The sequence below is a fragment of the Eionea flava genome (assembly GCF_055393785.1).
On the sequence record NZ_AP036018.1, the window covers coordinates 1,249,153 to 1,269,002 of the forward strand.

16 protein-coding genes are annotated in these 19,850 nt (G+C 41.7%); 12 read left to right on the plus strand and 4 right to left on the minus strand.

Going from position 1 to position 19,850, the window contains the following annotated elements:
* Positions 1-106: 106 nt before the first annotated feature.
* Positions 107-859, minus strand: a complete 753-nt coding sequence (locus ACZ5O6_RS05790) for a flagellar brake protein (RefSeq protein ID WP_447090880.1) — start codon at positions 857-859, stop codon at positions 107-109.
* A 518-nt stretch (positions 860-1,377) separates the two neighbouring features.
* On the opposite strand from ACZ5O6_RS05790, the gene ttcA reads away from it, so the two are divergent.
* Positions 1,378-2,370 (plus strand): tRNA 2-thiocytidine(32) synthetase TtcA, encoded by a 993-nt coding sequence (gene ttcA / locus ACZ5O6_RS05795; protein WP_447090881.1) that lies wholly within the window; start codon positions 1,378-1,380, stop codon positions 2,368-2,370.
* Between the two features lie 54 nt (positions 2,371-2,424).
* Here the strand turns inward: ttcA and ACZ5O6_RS05800 are convergent, their stop codons facing one another.
* From ACZ5O6_RS05800 to mfd, 3 genes are all read right to left on the minus strand, one after another.
* Positions 2,425-3,138, minus strand: coding sequence for a 16S rRNA (uracil(1498)-N(3))-methyltransferase (locus tag ACZ5O6_RS05800; RefSeq protein WP_447090882.1), 714 nt, complete (start codon positions 3,136-3,138; stop codon positions 2,425-2,427).
* Positions 3,139-3,214: 76 nt separating this feature from the next.
* Positions 3,215-3,910 (minus strand): CsiV family protein, encoded by a 696-nt coding sequence (locus ACZ5O6_RS05805; RefSeq protein ID WP_447090883.1) that lies wholly within the window; start codon positions 3,908-3,910, stop codon positions 3,215-3,217.
* Between the two features lie 10 nt (positions 3,911-3,920).
* A complete protein-coding gene (gene mfd / locus ACZ5O6_RS05810; RefSeq protein WP_447090884.1) occupies positions 3,921-7,421 on the minus strand; it encodes a transcription-repair coupling factor in 3,501 nt (1,166 codons plus the stop codon).
* Between the two features lie 153 nt (positions 7,422-7,574).
* Between mfd and ACZ5O6_RS05815 the strand changes: the two genes are divergently transcribed.
* The 11 genes from ACZ5O6_RS05815 to nqrE all read left to right on the plus strand — a co-directional run bounded on the left by ACZ5O6_RS05815 (position 7,575) and on the right by nqrE (position 19,848).
* The gene (locus ACZ5O6_RS05815; protein WP_464283549.1) at positions 7,575-8,285 is read left to right on the plus strand and encodes a hypothetical protein; all 711 of its coding nucleotides are present in this window, start codon (positions 7,575-7,577) and stop codon (positions 8,283-8,285) included.
* 181 nt (positions 8,286-8,466) lie between these two features.
* The gene (locus ACZ5O6_RS05820; protein WP_447090886.1) at positions 8,467-9,294 is read left to right on the plus strand and encodes a phosphate/phosphite/phosphonate ABC transporter substrate-binding protein; all 828 of its coding nucleotides are present in this window, start codon (positions 8,467-8,469) and stop codon (positions 9,292-9,294) included.
* A gap of 15 nt (positions 9,295-9,309) precedes the next feature.
* Entirely contained in the window at positions 9,310-10,944 is a 1,635-nt protein-coding gene (locus ACZ5O6_RS05825) for a sensor histidine kinase (protein ID WP_447090887.1), read from the plus strand.
* Positions 10,945-11,166: 222 nt separating this feature from the next.
* The gene (locus ACZ5O6_RS05830) at positions 11,167-11,664 is read left to right on the plus strand and encodes a response regulator (RefSeq protein ID WP_447090888.1); all 498 of its coding nucleotides are present in this window, start codon (positions 11,167-11,169) and stop codon (positions 11,662-11,664) included.
* Positions 11,665-11,814: 150 nt separating this feature from the next.
* Positions 11,815-13,266, plus strand: a complete 1,452-nt coding sequence (locus ACZ5O6_RS05835) for a tetratricopeptide repeat-containing glycosyltransferase family protein (protein ID WP_447090889.1) — start codon at positions 11,815-11,817, stop codon at positions 13,264-13,266.
* A 153-nt stretch (positions 13,267-13,419) separates the two neighbouring features.
* Positions 13,420-14,871, plus strand: a complete 1,452-nt coding sequence (locus ACZ5O6_RS05840; protein WP_447090890.1) for a glyceraldehyde-3-phosphate dehydrogenase — start codon at positions 13,420-13,422, stop codon at positions 14,869-14,871.
* 382 nt (positions 14,872-15,253) lie between these two features.
* Positions 15,254-16,597: a Na(+)-translocating NADH-quinone reductase subunit A gene (locus ACZ5O6_RS05845; protein ID WP_447090891.1), complete on the plus strand. Its 1,344-nt coding sequence runs from the start codon at positions 15,254-15,256 to the stop codon at positions 16,595-16,597.
* Positions 16,598-16,599: 2 nt separating this feature from the next.
* Complete coding sequence (locus tag ACZ5O6_RS05850; protein WP_447090892.1) at positions 16,600-17,799, plus strand: NADH:ubiquinone reductase (Na(+)-transporting) subunit B; 1,200 nt, start codon at positions 16,600-16,602, stop codon at positions 17,797-17,799.
* Entirely contained in the window at positions 17,792-18,577 is a 786-nt protein-coding gene (locus ACZ5O6_RS05855) for a Na(+)-translocating NADH-quinone reductase subunit C (protein WP_447090893.1), read from the plus strand. Before ACZ5O6_RS05850 ends, ACZ5O6_RS05855 begins: the two co-directional genes overlap by 8 nt.
* A 3-nt stretch (positions 18,578-18,580) precedes the next feature.
* On the plus strand, positions 18,581-19,240 hold the full coding sequence (locus ACZ5O6_RS05860) for an NADH:ubiquinone reductase (Na(+)-transporting) subunit D (protein WP_447090894.1): 660 nt from the start codon (positions 18,581-18,583) through the stop codon (positions 19,238-19,240).
* Positions 19,240-19,848 carry an NADH:ubiquinone reductase (Na(+)-transporting) subunit E gene (nqrE, locus tag ACZ5O6_RS05865; RefSeq protein ID WP_447090895.1) on the plus strand — a complete coding sequence of 203 codons (609 nt, stop codon included), beginning with the start codon at positions 19,240-19,242 and terminating at the stop codon, positions 19,846-19,848. The genes ACZ5O6_RS05860 and nqrE overlap by 1 nt, the downstream gene beginning before the upstream one ends.
* Positions 19,849-19,850 lie beyond the last annotated feature (2 nt).

Genomic DNA, 19,850 nt, shown 5'->3' on the forward strand with positions numbered 1-19,850 from the left:
GAACCCTCGCTCTCTGAATAAAAAGAGCGAGTATAGCAAAGCCTCGGCGCGCAGGGATTATCCCTAGGTTAATTAGCTCTCCGGTGTGCTTACCGTAAAGAATAGGTTATGCAGCAGCATTATTGATGTACTGGATAAAGCGTCGTAGATTATCTAAATGCGTATGGCTCATATTGTGGTAAGCCACACTGATTTCTGTATGCCGATAAGGTTTTGGCACGTAACTAAATGCACGCACGATCCCTCGGCAATGAATAGGAATACCGTCATCGAGCAGTATTTGGCATTTGGGAAGCACAGTGCCTTTTTGTAGGTGTGGCCGTAGATCACCGGGAATCGCGATGCGCATTCCCCCTTCGCTAATATCTTTAACGGTTGCATACCACGGAGCCCCATATAGGGGGTTTACTTCACTTTTAAGCAACTTGTTATGGTTGAGTTGTAGGCGAGTATGCTGTCTGCGTGGCTGATATTCTGTGACTACGGGCAGAGGTAAGCGGTAGCAGCCATTTTCTGCTGACCATTCACTCACTGACGCTTCGATCTCCAGTTGTTGCCATTGTGACTGGTGACGAATGATAACGGTGCTGTCCACGAGTGACTCCGATGAAAATAGAGAGGGTGAGAATTCATCTAAGCTAAATGTGCCACTGAAAAAATCAATGCCAATAATCATGCTTTGAAAACTGTCTTTTTTTCCTTTAATAAACACTTCTAGTAATTGGCGCTGATCTTGTAGGTTGCTTAAATATTGGTATTTTTCAAAGCTATTCACCCATTCGTGATGAATAGCGGGTTCATGATGAGCATCGTTCGCTGAGTTACTAAAACGATCAATAAAGCGGTTGAATAGTCCCATGGTCTTTTTTATCTCTAGAAAATATCAGTGTTATCAATAATCTTATTAAAGCTGTCTAATTAGCTTGGACAGTAATTATTTTGTTCTCTATAACGTTATCGCCCAATCTTATTAAAACATTAGCAATGCCTATGCCATTTATATTTTTTCTAGATATGTTTGTTAAGATATTGTTTATTAAAAACTTTTTATTTTTTAGGTTATTTAAAAAATTACCGCTATATGAAATAAATAGCCGATCTTTGCCGTGTGGCAAATACCGCTATTTAATGATGGTAAGGGTTGTGAGTGTACGAGAGACGTACTTTTCAATGGTTTACTTGGCATCGAACAGCAGGTAATAGAGTGTAAGGCCTTTGCACGGTGAGAGGGAATTTATGCATGATAAATGATCGATTGAGTACATTTTTCCTCGGTACCCCCTTGTGGGGTAAACGCCGTATGAGAGTGAAACGTGCAAAGGTCTCAGTGTATAATGCGCGCCTATTTAATCTTACTCTTACAAAAAACACTTGATTATGGCTTCTCCACTTAATACATCCACTTCTGTAACGCATTCACGTAAACATAGCTTGGAGCACAATAAACTCCATAAGCGGCTGCGACGTCATGTGGGGCAAGCGATTGCCGATTACGAAATGATCGAAGAGGGCGACAAGGTCATGGTTTGCGTGTCGGGTGGCAAAGACTCTTATGCCATGCTGGACATTTTGTTAAGTTTGCAAAAAAGCGCGCCCATTAACTTTGAGTTAGTTGCGGTTAATATGGACCAAAAGCAGCCCGGTTTTCCAGAAGAGATCTTACCTAATTACCTAGCATCGCTAGGTGTCCCTTATTATATCGTCGAGAAGGATACTTATAGCGTTGTTAAGTCTCTAGTGCCTGAAGGCAAGACAACATGTGGCGTTTGCTCACGTTTACGGCGTGGGACTTTATATGGTTTTGCAGAAGATATTGGTGCCACAAAGGTTGCGCTTGGCCACCATAAAGACGATATCGTTGAAACCTTGTTCTTAAATATGTTTCATGGTGGACGATTAAAAGCCATGCCGCCCAAGCTACTTTCCGATGACAAGCGTAATATTATTATTCGCCCGATGGCTTACTGCCGGGAAAACGATATTATGCGCTACGCAAATCACAAACAATTCCCCATTATTCCCTGCAACTTGTGTGGCTCTCAAGAAAACTTGCAACGCCAAAGTGTTAAAGCCATGCTGCAACAGTGGGATAAAGAAACCCCTGGACGTACCGATAATATCTTTTCTTCTTTGTCTAAGGTATCACCATCACAACTGGCGGATACGACGCTGTTTGATTTTGCTAATTTATCGATTGATCGTGAAAGTGATGCGCGTAAGCCATTAAGCCACGGAGATAATAAAACAGTGAGTGGTGGTAACCATACAGAGATAGAAAGTGAAGTCGGCAACAAAAATAAAGCCGAAGTCAGTTGGTTTACTCCAGATACCGATACCAAAGACGCTACTATTCCTACGGTTAATCTTTAACCTTCTGCCTATTTACGTGATTGATAAGTAATGGCGCGAAATCTAAACGAGCGATTAAAATAGCTTGCCAAGTAATACCGGTATGGCGGTTTCTACTCGTAATATACGCTGACCTAGCGTGACGCCCTGACACCCCGCAGCTTCGAGTTTTTCTATTTCGTAAGGAATAAATCCACCTTCAGGCCCAATGACGAGAGTTGTTTGTTGTTCAACTTTTTGGGGACAAGTGTTATCGCTATAGGGGTGAGCAACGAGAGCCAGTGAATCGCTGCAGTAACTGGGTAAGTGATCCTCGACAAAAGGTTTGAAGCGTTTTTCTAGAGTAACTCTTGGCAGTACGGTATCTTTACCTTGTTCTAACCCTAAAACTAACTGTTCTGTTATTTTTTCTTTGCTCAATAATGGGCTTTGCCAATAGCTCTTTTCTACGCGAAAACTATTTAAGAATATAATATCTTTAACGCCCATCGTTGCGCAGATTTGTAAAATGCGCTTAATCATTTTTGGGCGAGGTAGGGCAATGATAAGAGTTAAAGGTAGCGGAGGAGGAGGTGATGTGGCCTGAGTAGGCTCTAGTAATAGCTCAACAAATGCAGTTTCTATCTGTGTTATCGTTGCCCTACTTACGCAGCTATTGACGACTCCAACCTGCAAGTGATCCCCGGCTTTGGCTTTATGAACGCTCTGAATATGATCCAAGCGCCGGCCGCTAATGCGCGCTATATTCTCGCTAATAAAATCGTTTTCAAAGAGTAGAAGTAGGTTCATGAAGAGTAAAGCGTATCAAGAGACCGTTGGTTGCTTGTAGTCATTCTCATTTGCTTTTGAGTGAAAGTAGCCAGTATTATCGCTTAATAGGCAGCATTCGCACCATTATGCCCATTTCTGGATGATCAAGGTAATGGGTTTCTTTACTCCGCATGCTACGTCTCTCTGTAAATTTTACGATACGAGAAACTTGTACTTGGCTAGCCGAAAATGGCGTATTGCTTATTTCTTTATTGCTCGATGATGGAACATTGGGTTTGCCTAACAATGGCAAAACAGGCCAATCGCTATATTCATTATTGAGCGTGTCGCCATAAATAAACTCGCTGAGCCATAAATTGGTAGTAAAGTGTAGAAAGCGGCCAATGTGTATATTAATGCTGCCTTCCAATTCCCAGTGCTCACCATGGCGCTCGCCAGCTTGAATAATGAGTGGTGTCGAACGATTCTCTCCCCACATTTGCTGATTCCATGCCTTATGGAAAAGAACCTCAAACTGTTCACTTTTTCGTAATGTGTAATTATATCCGCCTAATTGATGTGTCGAACGAGGTAGGGCGTTTTGAATAAAGCGATACTTATCAGGGTATTCAAGCGCAATGGTGGTTGGCCAGATTTCTTGTTGAGCATGTGTTCCGCTATCGAGGGTATTGCGCTTAAAAATCAATACTTCTACTTGATACCAGCGCCCAGCATTCTGTGCGGTCACCTTAGTACTGCTAATACTCAGTATGGCAATCAATAAACAAGATAAGTAACGCAGGTGATTCATCAAGGTTTCCTTAACTAGGGGTAAGTGCTATCAGCAGTTCGTTGACGGTAGTGATTCGCTCTTCAGCAAAGGGCATATCATGATGGAATAGTAACTGATTTGCACCACGAAGTTGATAAATTTGTGGTTGCGTTTGCACCATTTTAACCAAGCTAAGTGGGTCGGTTTTGGGGTTTGATGAAAATTCAACAGAAATGCGCTTGGCATTAGCATCAATTTTATCAATACCCAGTGCTTCAGCTTCTAGCTTAATTTGCGTTACACGGATTAGGTGCTTTGCGGGTTCTGGTAATAAGCCAAAGCGGTCAATCATTTCGACTTGAAGGTCATCAAAGCCTTTATTGTTTTTAATTGATGATAGGCGTTTATAAAACAATAAGCGCGTGTGTACGTCGGGTAGGTAATCATCGGGTATCAGTGCTGGGATATGCAGATTGATATCGACGTTACTTGGCATCAGTAAAGACTTGGAGGTGTCTTTACCTTCTTTAATTTTTCTGACGGTTTCTTCTAGCATCTCCATGTAGAGGGTAAAGCCAATCGTTTGCATTTGTCCGCTTTGGTCATCGCCGAGTAATTCACCAGCACCACGGATTTCTAAATCGTGAGTTGCGAGTGTGAAACCTGCGCCTAAGTCATCGGCTTTCGAGATCGCCTCTAGACGTTTTTCAGCATCTGCTGTCATCACTTTTGGTGGTGGCGTCATTAAGTAGGCATAGGCCTGATGATGAGAGCGGCCGACACGACCTCGTAGTTGATGCAGCTGAGCCAGCCCAAACTTATCTGCGCGTTCGATAATAATGGTATTAGCGTTAGGAATGTCGATACCGGTTTCAATGATGGTGCTACAGACAAGCACGTTGTAACGTTGATGGTAAAACTCAGACATGACATATTCTAATTCTTTCTCACGTAGCTGGCCGTGAGCGGTGCCAACGCGCGCTTCTGGAATAAGTTCAGATAAATAGCGCGCAGTTTTTTCTATGGTTTTAACTTCATTGTGCAAAAAGTAAACTTGTCCGCCGCGTAATATTTCTCGTAACACCGCTTCTTTAATAAGGGCATCGTCAAAAGCACGCACAAAGGTTTTTACGGATAAACGTCGGGCAGGAGGTGTAGCAATAATGGATAAGTCACGGATACTATGCATCGCCATATTGAGCGTGCGTGGAATAGGTGTGGCCGTTAAGGTAAGAATATCGACTTCGCTCCGGAAAGCTTTAATGGCTTCTTTTTGACGTACACCAAATCGATGTTCTTCATCAATAATTAATAAGCCGAGGTTATTAAAGGTAAAGCCTGTCGTTAATATTTTGTGTGTACCAATTAAAATATCAATCTGACCATTTGCTACTTTTTCTTCAATAACTTTTGTTTCTTTTGCCGTTTGAAAACGAGAAATAACGGCAACGTTGACAGGCCAATCAACAAATCGATCAATAAAGTTTTCATGGTGCTGTTGTGCCAGTAATGTAGTCGGCACTAAAACTGCCACTTGTTTACCTGCTTGTGTTGCGATAAATGCAGCGCGCATAGCGACTTCGGTTTTACCGAAACCCACATCACCACAAACTAAGCGATCCATAGGCTTTTCAGAGAGCATATCATTGCGAACCGAATGAATGGCTGCTTCTTGATCGGGGGTTTCTTCAAAAGGGAAGCTACTTGAGAATAGTTGGTAGTCGGCTTTATTGTAAGGAAAGGCGAAACCTACACGGGCATCGCGTCGTGCGTAAATATCCAGTAATTCTGCGGCAACATCACGTACTTCTTTAGCCGCTTTTTCTTTTGCTTTTCGCCATTGATCGCTGCCGAGTTTATGTAAGGGGGCTAGCCCTTCAGCAGCACCGGAGTAGCGACTAATTAAATGTAAATGAGTAACCGGCACATAAAGTTTGGCATCATTAGCATACTGTAGCATTAAAAATTCATTGGTTTCTTGATCTTTACCGTGCCCGACGACGATGGTTTCTAAGCCAAGATAACGACCTACGCCGTGATCTAAATGCACAACAGGTGCGCCAATTTTTAGCTCAGTTAAATTTTTGATAACTTGATCACTGATGTCTTGTGATGTTTTTCGGCGGCGCCTTTGTTTAACTTGGTTACCAAATAGTTGAGTTTCAGTAATGACTGCAATAGCGGGCGAGCCTAATATAAACCCTTGCTCAATCGCTGACTCTGTAATTGCGAGTGGTAAGTCATCATCAATAAAATCAGTCCAGCTATCCACTTGTTGTGGTTTTATTTTATTGGGTTGTAGTACTTCGAGTAGCGCCTCTCTTCGGCCGGCAGATTCCGCACAAAACAATACGCGCCCAGTAAACCGCTGTAAAAATTGTACGAGTAAGTGATAAGGCTGTGGCGCGTGGGCATCAACGTCAAGCGCAGGTAATGCTTGGCTATCAAAGGTAAGGTGTCCAGCGTCTGAAGGCTGTATGACATATTGAGTAAATTTTTTGAGATGTGAAAAAACATCAGCGACCGGTAAAAAAATGTCGGCGGGTGATAAGATAGGACGCTGCAAATCGCCTTGACGACTTTCAAATCGGTTGTGTATTTCTCGCCAAAAATGCTCGCCAGCGGCCTCAATACCTGCCAGAGAAAAAATAGGTGTGTCCGTTGGTAAATAATCAAAAAGGGATACGCAATGGTCAAAAAATAAGGGGAGATAATACTCAATGCCTGCGGGTGCAATCCCTTCACTAATGTCTTGATAGATGGCACATTGTCGATGATCGACATTGAAGCGATCGTGCCAATGAGTACGAAAATTACGAATGCCAGCGTCGTCTAGAGGAAACTCTTTGGCCGGCAGTAAATAAATATTTTCTACTTGCTGAATACTGCGCTGACTATCAGGGTCGAATGTGCGCAAGGTATCTACTTCGTTATCAAACAGATCAATACGGTAGGGCAGTGAGCTACCCATGGGGAACAAATCGATTAATGAACCACGAACTGCAAATTCCCCATGTGAGTAGACCGTATCAACGCAATGGTAGCCCGACGATTCTAAGCGTAAACGCATATCATTAATGTTGATCGCATCATTCTTTTTAATAATGAAGCTATATTTTTGTAAATAATCGAGCGGTGGTAGCCGGCACATCAGCGTGTTCATTGCTACCACCACGATCCCTTTTTTTAGAGTTGTAATATGGTGTAATGTTTCTAAGCGTGTTGAAACAATATCGTCGTGAGGTGAAAAGACATCATAGGGCAATGTTTCCCAGTCGGTAAAGTGTAATACGGGTAAACGGCTGTCGCCTTGATCATTAAAAAAGTGTAACTCTTCGAGTAAATGGTTGGCACTGGCGGTATCTGGTGTCACAACCAACACCGCTTGTCGGACTTTGGCGGTGTTGATGATGGCCAAACCATTGGCCGCGCCAGTTAAGCCCGCCCACTGCTGCTTTGTCCCCAGCTTGTTATTGTCATCGATAGGTGGTTGTAGAGGGGATAACAACTGGCATGACTGAGTGGGGGTATTAGATGTCGGGTTATTCATAGAGTATTTGATGTCTTGTTGCATTGATACTGCGTTTGCTCAAAGGTTCCTTGGCGCTCTATTGTAACGAAGCGGATCGTGATAGTCTGTGACAATTGTAATAAATCGTATACATTTTATTGAATTCACCCGTTAACCATATGTACATTTTTTATGCCTATTCATCGATATAAATATCACTGTTCTTTTCGCAATCCGTTTTTATACGTTTGTTGTTTCATTTGTGTCTTGTTAGCGGGCTGTGGAGAAGGATTTAATGTAAAGCAGCTTGGCAAAGGCGATATAGACTTTGTTGCGGATGCGCATAGGAAAGAAACCGAACGTTTATTATATGAATTGATGGAAAAGCTCTATAAGCGCAACCCTAGCGAACTGGCAAAACAAGAGAATAATACGATAGACGCTCAGGTAGATCGCCTGCGGTCAGCGGTTAAAGACGATAGCCCGCTATTGATTGATGGGATAGAGGGTATTGCTGTTCTACAGTTAGCATTCGATAAAAACTATACCGGCGACAGAATTTTTGCGGTGATTGCTGGTTTGATGAGCATGGTGCATCAGAGCTATGGTTATCACCTTGATTTTTACGTATTTGATCAGTTGGATGAACAAAAGTTATACAATTCTGCACGCAATATTGAAACCTTTTCTTGGCGTTTACGCACCGAGGAAAATGAAAATGGGCAACGTTTACTCTTATCTACCGAATTGACGGGAGAAACAACGAATCTTAGTTTCGAGCGATTGATTGCAAAATTAGTATCTATTCAAGATATGATGGCATTAATTGCCGCCGATGGTGATCGGCGAGCAATTAATGGGGTGACCCAAGGCGTGGCAAAAGCGATTTTTCTTCCTTTGTAAACTTTTTCGATTTTATTCCTGCATCGGCCGCGTTATTACGCGGTCACTCTTTTCCTTCATGTTTATACCCGCATCTCATTTATCGTTAAGTCTCTAGTGTTTTTTGTTCTTAAAGACATGCTTTATTTTTGTGTCTTCTCACTATACTAATAAGAGTCGATGATAAGAGTGGGAGTGGATTTTGAAAGCAATTACCGTATGTTGGTTGATATTGATGGCTTCTATGTCACTCACTGCGAGTGCAGTAGACACCAAAAGTTATTCTTTTGGTGTTGTGCCTCAACAGTCAGCCAAGCGCCTAGCGCAGTTGTGGGGCCCTTTGTTAGCCCGTTTGAGTAGAGAAAGTGGCATTAAATTACACTTTGTGACGGCTAAAAACATCCCTGAATTTGAGCGTCGTTTAGCCAGTGGAGAATATGATTTTGCCTATATGAACCCCTATCATTTCACCACGTTTAATGCGAGCCCGGGTTATCAAGCGGTGGTTAAAAGAAAAAATCAGCCGATTAGTGGTGTTGTTGTTGTTCACAAAGATAGTCCGATCAATTCTATGCTTGAATTAGACGGTAAAAAAATGGCATTCCCTGCACCGGCTGCATTTGCGGCGACAATATTGTCACAAAGTTATTTGCAAAAAGAAGGTATTAATTACACGCCTTCTTATGTTTCATCACATGATTCCGTATATTTGGCGGTATCTAAAGGCTTGTTCGCGGCGGGTGGCGGTGTTAAGCGCACCCTCAATAATACAGATAGCCAAGTTAAATCAACATTAAGAATACTGTGGGAGTCAAAAAAATATACACCGCATGCTATTGCTAGTCATCCTCGTCATTCGGATGATGTGATTCAGCGCCTAAGAAATGCACTAGTTGCGATGAATGAGAGCGAGCAAGGCCAGCAGTTGTTAGCGTCGCTAAAAGTAAAAAATGGCTTTGTTGCCGCAAAAAATAGTGATTGGGATGATGTACGTGGCTTATCGATCAATAGCAATGTTATTAACAAGTAATCGCATTTTCTTCTTATGTCATTACGCCTAAAAATAATTGTCGGTGTGGGTTTAATCGAGACCTTGCTGCTAATAATATTACTTGCATCCGTTTTAAGCTATATGCGCCAAACAAGTGTGCAGCAATTTGAAGACTATATTGCTTCTACGACACATTTGTTTTCAACCACCATTAAAGATGCGGTGCTGTCTTTGGATCTAGCTTCTCTTAATGCCTATACCGATGAAATACTTAAAAATAAATCATTGCTCTATTCGCGAGTGTACGACACCAATAACCAGTTGCTTGCTATAGGTATGAACAGTGGTTATACCGAAGCCCCTTTTTTTGTGGACCAATCGTATGCCGTAGTTAATGATGGTGTCTTTGATTCTGAAACGGTCATTGCTGTTGGTGATACTTCCTATGGTCGTATAGAAATGGGGTTTTCAACGGGTTACATTGATCAAGAGAATAAAAAAGTAGGGTATTTGGCAGCTACCATTGCCTTGATCGAGATACTGCTAATTGCTTTCTTTTCTTTTTTGTTGGGTGTTTTTCTAACGAGGCAACTTAAGGTTTTGAGAGATGCTGCTCGTGCGGTTACGGCCGGAAATTTAGATAGCAAAATTAATATTAATTCGAACGATGAGATTGGTGATGTCGCTGGAGCCTTTAATCGAATGGTAGATTCGTTAACGCAGGCAAACGCCTCTTCGATGGCTTATCAAGAAGAATTGGCAGAGTTAAATAAATCGTTAGAACAGCGTATTGAAAATAGAACCCAAAAAATACTACATCAAAAAAATGAACTTCAGTCAGCCTATGGTCAGTTGCAGCAAGCGCAGCGACAGCTCGTACATTCTGAAAAAATGGCATCCATCGGGCAGTTGGCTGCAGGTGTTGCACACGAAATTAATAATCCTATTGCGTTTATAGGCAGTAACTTGTCGGCATTGAAAGAATATAGTGAAGTTTATCGCCAATTTATTTCTCTTCAACAGTGCTTAATTGAAAGTTTTCTTGAAAAAGAAAAAGCAAACGTTTTGGCAGAAAAAATAAGTGAGTTAAAAACTTATCGTGATGATAATGATATGGATTTTATCGATGGTGATATTCAAGGGCTTGTAGATGATGCTATTTATGGCGTGCAACGAGTGTCTACCATTGCGAATGGATTAAGAGAATATTCTAGAGCATCAGATGATGTGATGGAGGCGTGTGATGTTAATGTGTGCTTGTCTGATGCACTAAAAATAGCCAATAATCAGCTCAAATACCATAGCGACGTTCAGACTGATTTTTTAGAAAATGCTATATGTATCGGTAATAAAGGTAAGTTAACGCAAGTGTTTACGAATATTATGGTGAATGCGGCTCAGGCTATGCAATCTGATAAAGTTAATGATAAAGGTATGTTAACAATATCGACAAAAAAATATGAGCAATATATACGAGCCTCTATTGCAGATACCGGCAAGGGGATTTCTAAAAAACATTTATCTAAACTATTCGACCCTTTTTTTACGACAAAGCCAGAGGGTGAAGGTACTGGTTTAGGTTTGTCTATTTCACAGGGAATTATCGATGATCATGGCGGTGTAATTACCGTAGAGAGTGAAGAGGGTAAGGGTACTTTGTTTATTATCGACATTCCTTTGTCAGAATAGGGCGTTCAAAGATCGATTAGATAGAGCGTTTAGTGTGGTTGAAGGTTATGACTGCCTCGTTATTATGTGCGGGTACTTATGTCAGGTCATATATTGCTTAATTATAGATTTGTCGATCTTAGGGATAAATGGTTATTGGCCTAACACCGTCGGTTTGCCTATGCTATATAGCGTACGGTTAATGTATTAGGCTTAAACGTTTTGTGGTGTTAGGGGTTAAATATGAAGCCAAAAATTTTGTTAGTGGATGACGAGCGCTCTATACGTTCATCTTTGCATCGCATTTTTAGAAAAAATGGCTTTGACGTTTTTGAAGCAGACGGAGGCGCTGCTGCACTTGAATTACTTAACAATGAAACCGTTGATGTGGTTGTATCTGATCAGCGTATGCCTGGAATGAACGGCACTGAATTTTTAACTCAAGTAAAGCAGCAATACCCCCAGATAGGGCGTATTATGTTATCAGGGCAAAGTGATTTTGATGATCTTTGTGATGCGATTAATGAAGCCAATATCTATCGTTTTTTACCTAAGCCGTGGTCGGAAGAGCAGCTAGTCGAGATTGTTAAAGAAGTGGTTGCTCAAAAAGAGTCTGTATCAGAAATTATAACGAGTGACGCCATTAATATTGCTACGGTGTCTACTAGTAAAATTAAACGCAATAATAAATCTATGGCGTCGCTAATCGAAGAGGCTAGTCATCGACAGCAATCTAGTTAATAGCCTGTCATTGGTTTGTTTCTGAATATCTTTGTTTCTCTCCTTGCTAATTCTTTAGATGATTGAGTTATGCAATAGCGCCTATCAATTTTCTGTTACTATGTCTTCAAATTATCACCGTTCCACATTCCTTCATTAATTCTCATAATTATGTTTCAAAAAGAATATCAAGAGACAGAGCAGCACATTCAGCGATGTGATTTTTCTCGTGCAGCATCTTGTTGTGAGAATGTTATTTTTTCTGATAGTGTTGTTAATGATACCTATTGGTGTATTACGCGAGCATGGTGCTTATATCGTGTGGGTTTAATAGAAGATGCGCAAGCACTATTTGAAGATGAGTGGGAGATTATCTGTTCTTCCATTCATGCTTTGGATGACGCCACTTTTTCTCGCTTGTATGATTTCTTTTGGAGTATTCACGCGTACGAGAAATTGTTGTCTGTATGTGAGTTACGTTTGGCTGTTGCGCCTACTGCTGATTTGCTAAGGCGATGTGCAGTTTTATATAGCCGCTTAACCAACTATGCTTCAGCGGTAGACTGTTATTCCAAAGCATTAAGTATTCAGAGTTCGTCGAGTACTGCGTACAATTTAGGCGTCAGCTTGCTGCAGCTTGGCCGTTATGAAGAAGGCTTATCTTTATACGAACATCGATTTGACGTGTTTGAAAAAAGTTATCTTCTGCGGGACAGCGCGTTTACAGTTCCTCGTTGGCCAGGGGATTTATCAATGCCGTCAAAGTTGCTTGAAGGGAAGGGGGTTATCGTTTGGGCAGAGCAGGGATTTGGTGATGTTATTCAGTTTTCTCGCTATTTACGTTTGTTAGCAGAAAGAGGAGCGTACACCTTGTTACTCCTACCTGCTGCTTATGCGTCTTTGGAGTTATTGTTAAAAGGTCTTGATGGCGTTGATGATGTTGCTGTTATTTCAAGTAATAAAATCAATTTAACTCGGCCTTATCACTATCACTTGCCTCTCATGAGCTGTATGAACCACTTTGGCCTTCAGTGTCATACGGTTCCGGCTGTCATTCCCTATATTAATACTTCTACTCATTGTTTTTCTGCTTGCTCATCACTGGCATTGTCGATCAAAACCCAAAGGTTAAAACAGCCGAAAAGATATATAGGTATTGTATGGAGTACGGCAGTCAATTCTATAGTCAATGATAAAGCGCTGCTTGCGCAAGATATTAAATACGAAAAAAGCATTTCTTTTGATCAGCTAAGCGCATTATTAGCTATTGAAGGGGTTCAGTTTGTTAATTTAAAGTTTCCCCTTTCTGCTCAAGAAAGACGCGAACTTAATAAATACAATGTTGAGGATTACTCCGATAAGGTAAGTAATTTTGCTGATACAGCGCTACTGATTGAATCTCTTGACCTTATCGTCAGCATTGATACCGCTGTTGCTCATTTAGCTGGGGCCTTAGGTAAACCTGTCATTAATATGCTGCCTTACGACAGTGATTGGCGCTGGCAGATGGAGACTGATACAACGCCCTGGTATCCAACCATGCAATTGTATCGTCAAAAAAACAGAGGCAACTGGACAGAGGTGTTGGTTCGAGTGGCTGAATACATTAAATCCTTAGCTTAAAACCTTATCCGCTACTTGCGCTTATTACCACAAATTACGATAATACGCGCCTTTTAAGCGGGAGCGGGCAAGCGAGTGCAGCCGCTGAATTTCTTTACTCTTTATTTTACAGTCTCAATTCAACTACATTTCAACTATATAAGGTGACCTACGGTGAATCGACCTAAGCCAGACGATTATTTCAAAGATTGGAAACAACGCGAAGCATTAGCTGAGGCGGCTATCCCATTAATAGGGCAGTTGTACCGTGAGTCTAACGTTAAAACGTATATGTACAGCAAGCCATTGATCAACCGCTCTGTGATCGACATCATGAAGGCACATCGTGCTGTGCGCCAGGTAGAAGAAAACGAACTCTCTGAATTCGAAACGTTTCCTATTTTGAAGGCCATGACAGAGCTTAACTTAGGTAGTTGCCATATTGACCTAGGTAAATTGGCGGTAAAGTTTATGGAGCAGCCAGAAGGTACCGATGTGAATGCATGGGTTGCCACTGAGCTACAGCAGTTTGTTGGTTCAGCTGATAAATTGTTAGCAAAGCCGCAGGATGTTGTTCTTTATGGTTTTGGCCGGATAGGACGTTTATTAACTCGTTTATTGGTTGAAAAGGCCGGTAGTGGCGATCAATTGCGCCTGCGTGCGATTGTTGTTCGTAAAGGTAAGAGCCCTAATGATCTGGTTAAACGCTCTAGCTTGTTGCGTCGTGATTCAGTACACGGCAGTTTTAAAGGTACTATTCGCGTTGATGAAGACACCAATACTCTTGTTTGTAATGGGTCTGAGATCAAAGTGATTTATGCCAATTCGCCGACAGAAATTGACTACACCGAACATGGTATCAATGATGCAATTTTGCTAGATAGTACAGGTGTGTGGCGTGACGAAGCGGGCTTGTCACAACATATTGACTGCCCTGGCATTAGCAAAGTATTGCTAACAGCGCCAGGTAAGGGAGATATGAAGAATGTGGTTTATGGTATCAATAACCATGTGATTCAACCAGAAGATAAAATTATATCTGCGGCATCGTGTACAACGAATGCAATTACTCCTGTATTGAAAGCGTTAATGGATCAGTATGGTATTGAAAAGGGACATGTTGAAACGGTGCATTCCTATACTAACGATCAAAACCTGATCGACAACTACCATGCCGGTGAGCGTCGTGGCCGTAGTGCTGCATTGAATATGGTGTTGACTGAGACCGGTGCAGCTAAAGCGGTTCAAAAAGCGATCCCAGAGTTGGCGGGTAAATTAACCGGTAATTCTATTCGTGTGCCAACCCCTAATGTTTCGATGGCTATTCTTAATATTGAATTAAAATCTAAGCCATCCAAGGAAGAGTTGAACGACTATATGCGCGACGTTGCATTACACTCACCCTTGCAACAGCAGATCGATTACACCAACTCACCAGAAGTGGTGTCGAGTGATTTTGTGGGTTCACGTCATGCCTGTATTTTTGATAGTAAAGCAACGATTGTTAATGAAAATAGCTGTGTGCTTTATTGTTGGTATGACAATGAATTTGGTTATAGCTGTCAGGTAGTGCGCTGCTTAGAGCAAATGGCTGGAGTTAATTACGAAGTTTATCCAACTAACTAAGTTTATTGTCCAATAAATCGAGAAACCCGATGGTGTATATCCCGCCATCGGGTTTTTTTGTGCTTGGATTTAGATTTAGCAGCTTTTTGCAATGTATCTATCGTTGTTTTTTTAGACTAATTAATGATCAAAAGCAGAGTTTTAATGAATTTTTATACACAAAGCTGCTATTTTTACTGGAAACGCCCCCTGTAGATCCTTATAATTGCGCCGCTTGGCTAAAGCCATGCTTTTTTTGTGTAATTGTCTACACTACATAGGTTATACACAGAAATAATCGAACATGCGCGAAGTATATTAATTGAGAGTATAAAGACTCAATCAATGTAGCTAAGCAAAGGCGCAAACGACATTCCATTCACCAATTTTAGGCTAGAGGCGTATGATTACTATCCGTCGAGGTCTGGATTTACCGATCAACGGTAAACCAGAGCAAGTCATTTCAGAATCTCCTGCTGTACAGTCAGTTGCCATTGTTGGCCCTGACTATAACGGTATGAAACCCACCATGGCTGTCAAAGAAGGCGATACCGTTAAACTCGGACAGCTGCTATTTACTGACAAAAAAACCGATGGTGTTCGTTATACTTCACCTGCTTCAGGGGTTGTTAGCGCCATTAACCGTGGTGCTCGCCGCGTGCTTGAATCGGTTGTTATCGATCTTAAAGGTGATGACAAGGAAGATTTTGATCAATATGCGGAAAGTGATTTAGAGAATCTTGAGCGACAGAAAGTTGTCGATAATCTTGTTCTTTCTGGTGCGTGGACATCGTTGCGTACTCGTCCATATAGCAAAGTGCCGGCTATTGATAGCATCCCAGCGTCTATCTTTGTTACCGCAATAGACACTAACCCTCTTGCAGTTGATCCCAATGCTGTTATTCCTGAAGAGCAGGCCGCATTTGATAATGGTATTAAAGTGCTGACTCGCCTAACGGAAGGAAAAGTATTTGTTTGCACGGCTGAAAACACACGCTTTTCAGTGATTGATCACACAGCTGTTGTGGCAGAAACCTTCGCAGGTGTTCATCCCGCAGGTAATGCAGGCACACATATCCATCACCTAGACCCTGTTAATGTGAATAAAACGGTATGGACGATTGGTTACCAAGACGTTATTGCTTTTGGTCACTTATTTGTTAGTGGCGAACTTTATACGCGTCGAGTGATTTCATTAGCAGGCCCACGCGTCAATAAGCCGCGTTTAATCGAGACACGAATAGGGGCTAATTTAGAGTCAATAACTGCAGGCAACCTTAATGGCGAAAATAATCGCGTGATTTCTGGTTCCGTTTTTGGCGGTCGTACTGCTAATGGCAGCTTAGCTTTTTTAGGTCGCTACCATAATCAGGTGAGCGTTTTAGAAGAAGGTGATAACCGTTTATTTATGCACTATTTACGTGCAGGTTTTAATGCATTTTCTACTTTGGGCATCTATGTTTCTAGCTTAATGAAGGGTAAAACGTTTGATTTCACGACGACCACTAATGGTAGTGAAAGAGCGATGGTACCCATCGGTGCGTATGAAAACATTATGCCTTTAGATATTTTGCCAACTCAGTTACTTCGATCACTGATCGTTGGTGATACCGAGATGGCTCAAAAACTGGGTTGTCTTGAGCTAGATGAAGAAGATTTAGCGCTATGTACCTATGTATGCCCAGGAAAGTATGAATATGGGCCCATTTTGCGTGATAACTTAACGCGTATTGAGACAGAGGGTTAATCATGAGTTTACGTTCTATTTTAGATAATATGGAACCCCACTTTCACAAAGGTGGTAAATATGAAAGCTGGTATGCGCTGTATGAAGCAGTAGATACGGTATTTTACCGTCCTAAAAATGTTACTCAAACAACGTCTCACGTGCGTGATGGTATCGATCTTAAACGCATGATGATTACTGTTTGGCTATGTACGTTTCCTGCTATGTTTTATGGTATGTACAACGTAGGTTTCCAAGCCAATACCATTATGGCGGATATGGGTTTAGCCGCAGTTGAAGGGTGGCGCGGCGGCCTTATTGACATTTTAGCTGGTTATAATGCATCTAGCATTTGGGACAATATGATCCATGGTGCGGCATACTTTCTTCCTATTTATGCCACAGTATTCGTCGTAGGTGGGTTTTGGGAAGTTTTGTTTGCGATGAAGCGTGGTCATGAAGTGAACGAAGGCTTCTTTGTAACGTCCATTCTATTTGCACTTATCTGTCCTCCAGATCTTCCCCTTTGGCAAGCTGCGATCGGTATTAGCTTCGGTGTTGTTATCGGAAAAGAAGTTTTCGGCGGAACCGGTAAAAACTTCCTTAATCCAGCATTAACTGGTCGAGCTTTCCTTTATTTTGCTTATCCTGCTTATATGTCGGGCGATTCAGTTTGGACAGCGGTAGACGGTTACACTGGCGCTACGGCATTGTCGCATGCTGCTTCAGGCGGCGTTGAGGCCCTTAATGCTCAAATCGGTCTAATGAATGCTTTCTTTGGTAATCTTCATGGTTCTATTGGTGAAGTGTCTACCTTAATGATTTTCATTGGCGGTTTTTTCTTGCTAGTGACTCGTATCGCATCGTGGAGAATTATGGCCGGTGTGATGTTGGGTATGGTTTTAACTTCTAGCCTATTCAACTTTATCGGCTCTGATACCAACGCAATGTTTAATGTCCCTTGGTATTGGCATTTGATGATCGGTGGGTTTGCTTTTGGTATGGTCTTTATGGCGACAGATCCTGTGTCTTCATCGATGACTAATGCTGGTAAATGGTGGTTTGGAGGATTAGTCGGCTTAATGACCGTACTGATCCGAGTGGTTAACCCCGCTTTCCCCGAAGGGATCATGTTGGCTATTCTGTTTGCCAACCTTTTTGCACCATTGGTGGATCACTTTGTTGTGCAGGCCAATATTAAAAGGAGGCTAGCTCGTGTCTAAAAACGATTCTACTCAAAGAACATTACTGGTTGCTTTTCTTTTATGTATCGTCTGCTCAGTGGTGGTATCTACTGCGGCTGTGATGCTTAAGCCTTTACAAGTGGCCAATAAAGAAAAAGATTTCAAAATTAATATTTTGAAAGCCGGTGGCTTATATGATCAAGGTATTGCTGAAGGTAAAAGTATCAGTGAGATGTTTGAAAATATTACGGCCAAACTCGTCGATATTAATACTGGCGAGTATACCGATGCACTTGATCTTGATGCCTATGACCAACGCGCAGCTTCTAAAGAGCCTTCGCAGTCATTGGCATTAACGGCTGAGAACGATTTAGCGAAGATCTCACGTCGCGTAGATGTTGCTAAAGTTTATCTTGTGCAAAATGCAGAGGGCTTACAAAAAGTGATCTTGCCAATTAAAGGCTATGGCCTTTGGTCGACAATGTATGGCTTTATGTCTTTGGACGCCGATCTAAATACAGTGTCTAGCCTAGCTTTTTATGAGCACGGTGAAACACCGGGATTAGGAGGGGAGATTGATAACCCTAAGTGGAAGAGTTTGTGGCAAGGTAAGTTAGTTTACGGTGAGTCGGGCAATGTTGATTTGACAGTAATAAAAGGTACGGTCGACGCAAATACGTCTAACGCTAACTACAAAGTTGATGGTCTCTCGGGTGCAACATTAACCTCAAAAGGCGTCGATAATCTTGTGAAGTTTTGGATGGGCCCTATGGGTTATGCAAAATACATCAATAACCTGAAAGAAGGGGAGGCTTAAGCCATGAAAATTAAAGATTTACTGTATAAGCCACTGTTTGAAAATAACCCTATTGCACTACAGATCTTAGGTATTTGTTCTGCACTTGCGGTCACCAGTAGCTTAAAAGTGACTGTGGTTATGTGTATTGCGGTAACCATCGTAACGGGATTTTCTAACTTCTTTGTATCATTAGTACGAAATCATGCGCCAAGTAGTATTCGTATCATCGTGCAAATGATTATTATTGCATCACTCGTTATCTTGGTTGATCAAGTCTTAAAAGCGGTTGCTTACGATATTAGTAAGCAGTTATCGGTCTTTGTTGGATTGATTATTACTAACTGTATTGTAATGGGGCGTGCGGAAGCATTCGCCATGAAAAACCCACCGATCCCTAGCTTTCTTGATGGTATTGGTAACGGCTTAGGTTACAGCGCGATATTGTTGGGTTTAGCATTTATTCGTGAACTATTCGGCTCGGGCAAATTATTTGGGATTGAAGTATTACCCTTATCTACGGATGGTGGCTGGTATGTTTCTAACGGCATGTTGCTATTACCACCGAGTGCTTTCTTCTTAATTGGTCTTTTCATCTGGGCAATTCGTGTTGTGAAAACGGATCAGGTGGAGCAAGACGAGTTTAAAATTTCACCAAATACTCAAGGTAAGGGGGCTCACTAATGGAAGAGTTATTGAGTTTATTTGTTCGCTCTATCTTTATAGAAAATATGGCGCTCGCCTTCTTTTTAGGCATGTGTACGTTTATTGCCGTCTCGAAGAAAGTGGAAGCTGCTTTGGGTTTAGGAATTGCGGTAATTGTTGTATTGATCATTACAACACCGGTTAATAACTTGCTATATACCTACCTATTAGCTGATGGCGCATTAGCATGGGCAGGCTTACCTGATGTGGATTTGAGCTTTTTAGGATTAATTACGTATATAGGTGTGATTGCTGCGCTTATTCAAATTATGGAAATGGTGCTAGATAAGTACGTGCCTTCGCTCTATAACGCGCTGGGTGTATTCTTACCACTAATTACAGTGAACTGTGCCATTCTAGGTTCTTCGTTATTTATGGTAGAGCGTAGCTATGATTTCACTGAGAGTGTTGTTTTTGGTGCGGGTTCGGGTACTGGTTGGGCTTTAGCTATTGTTGCTTTAGCAGGCATCCGTGAAAAAATGAAATACAGCGACGTTCCTGATGGCTTAAAAGGTCTAGGTATCACATTTATCACTGTAGGTTTGATGTCTCTTGGCTTCATGTCCTTTGGCGGCATCGATCTATAATT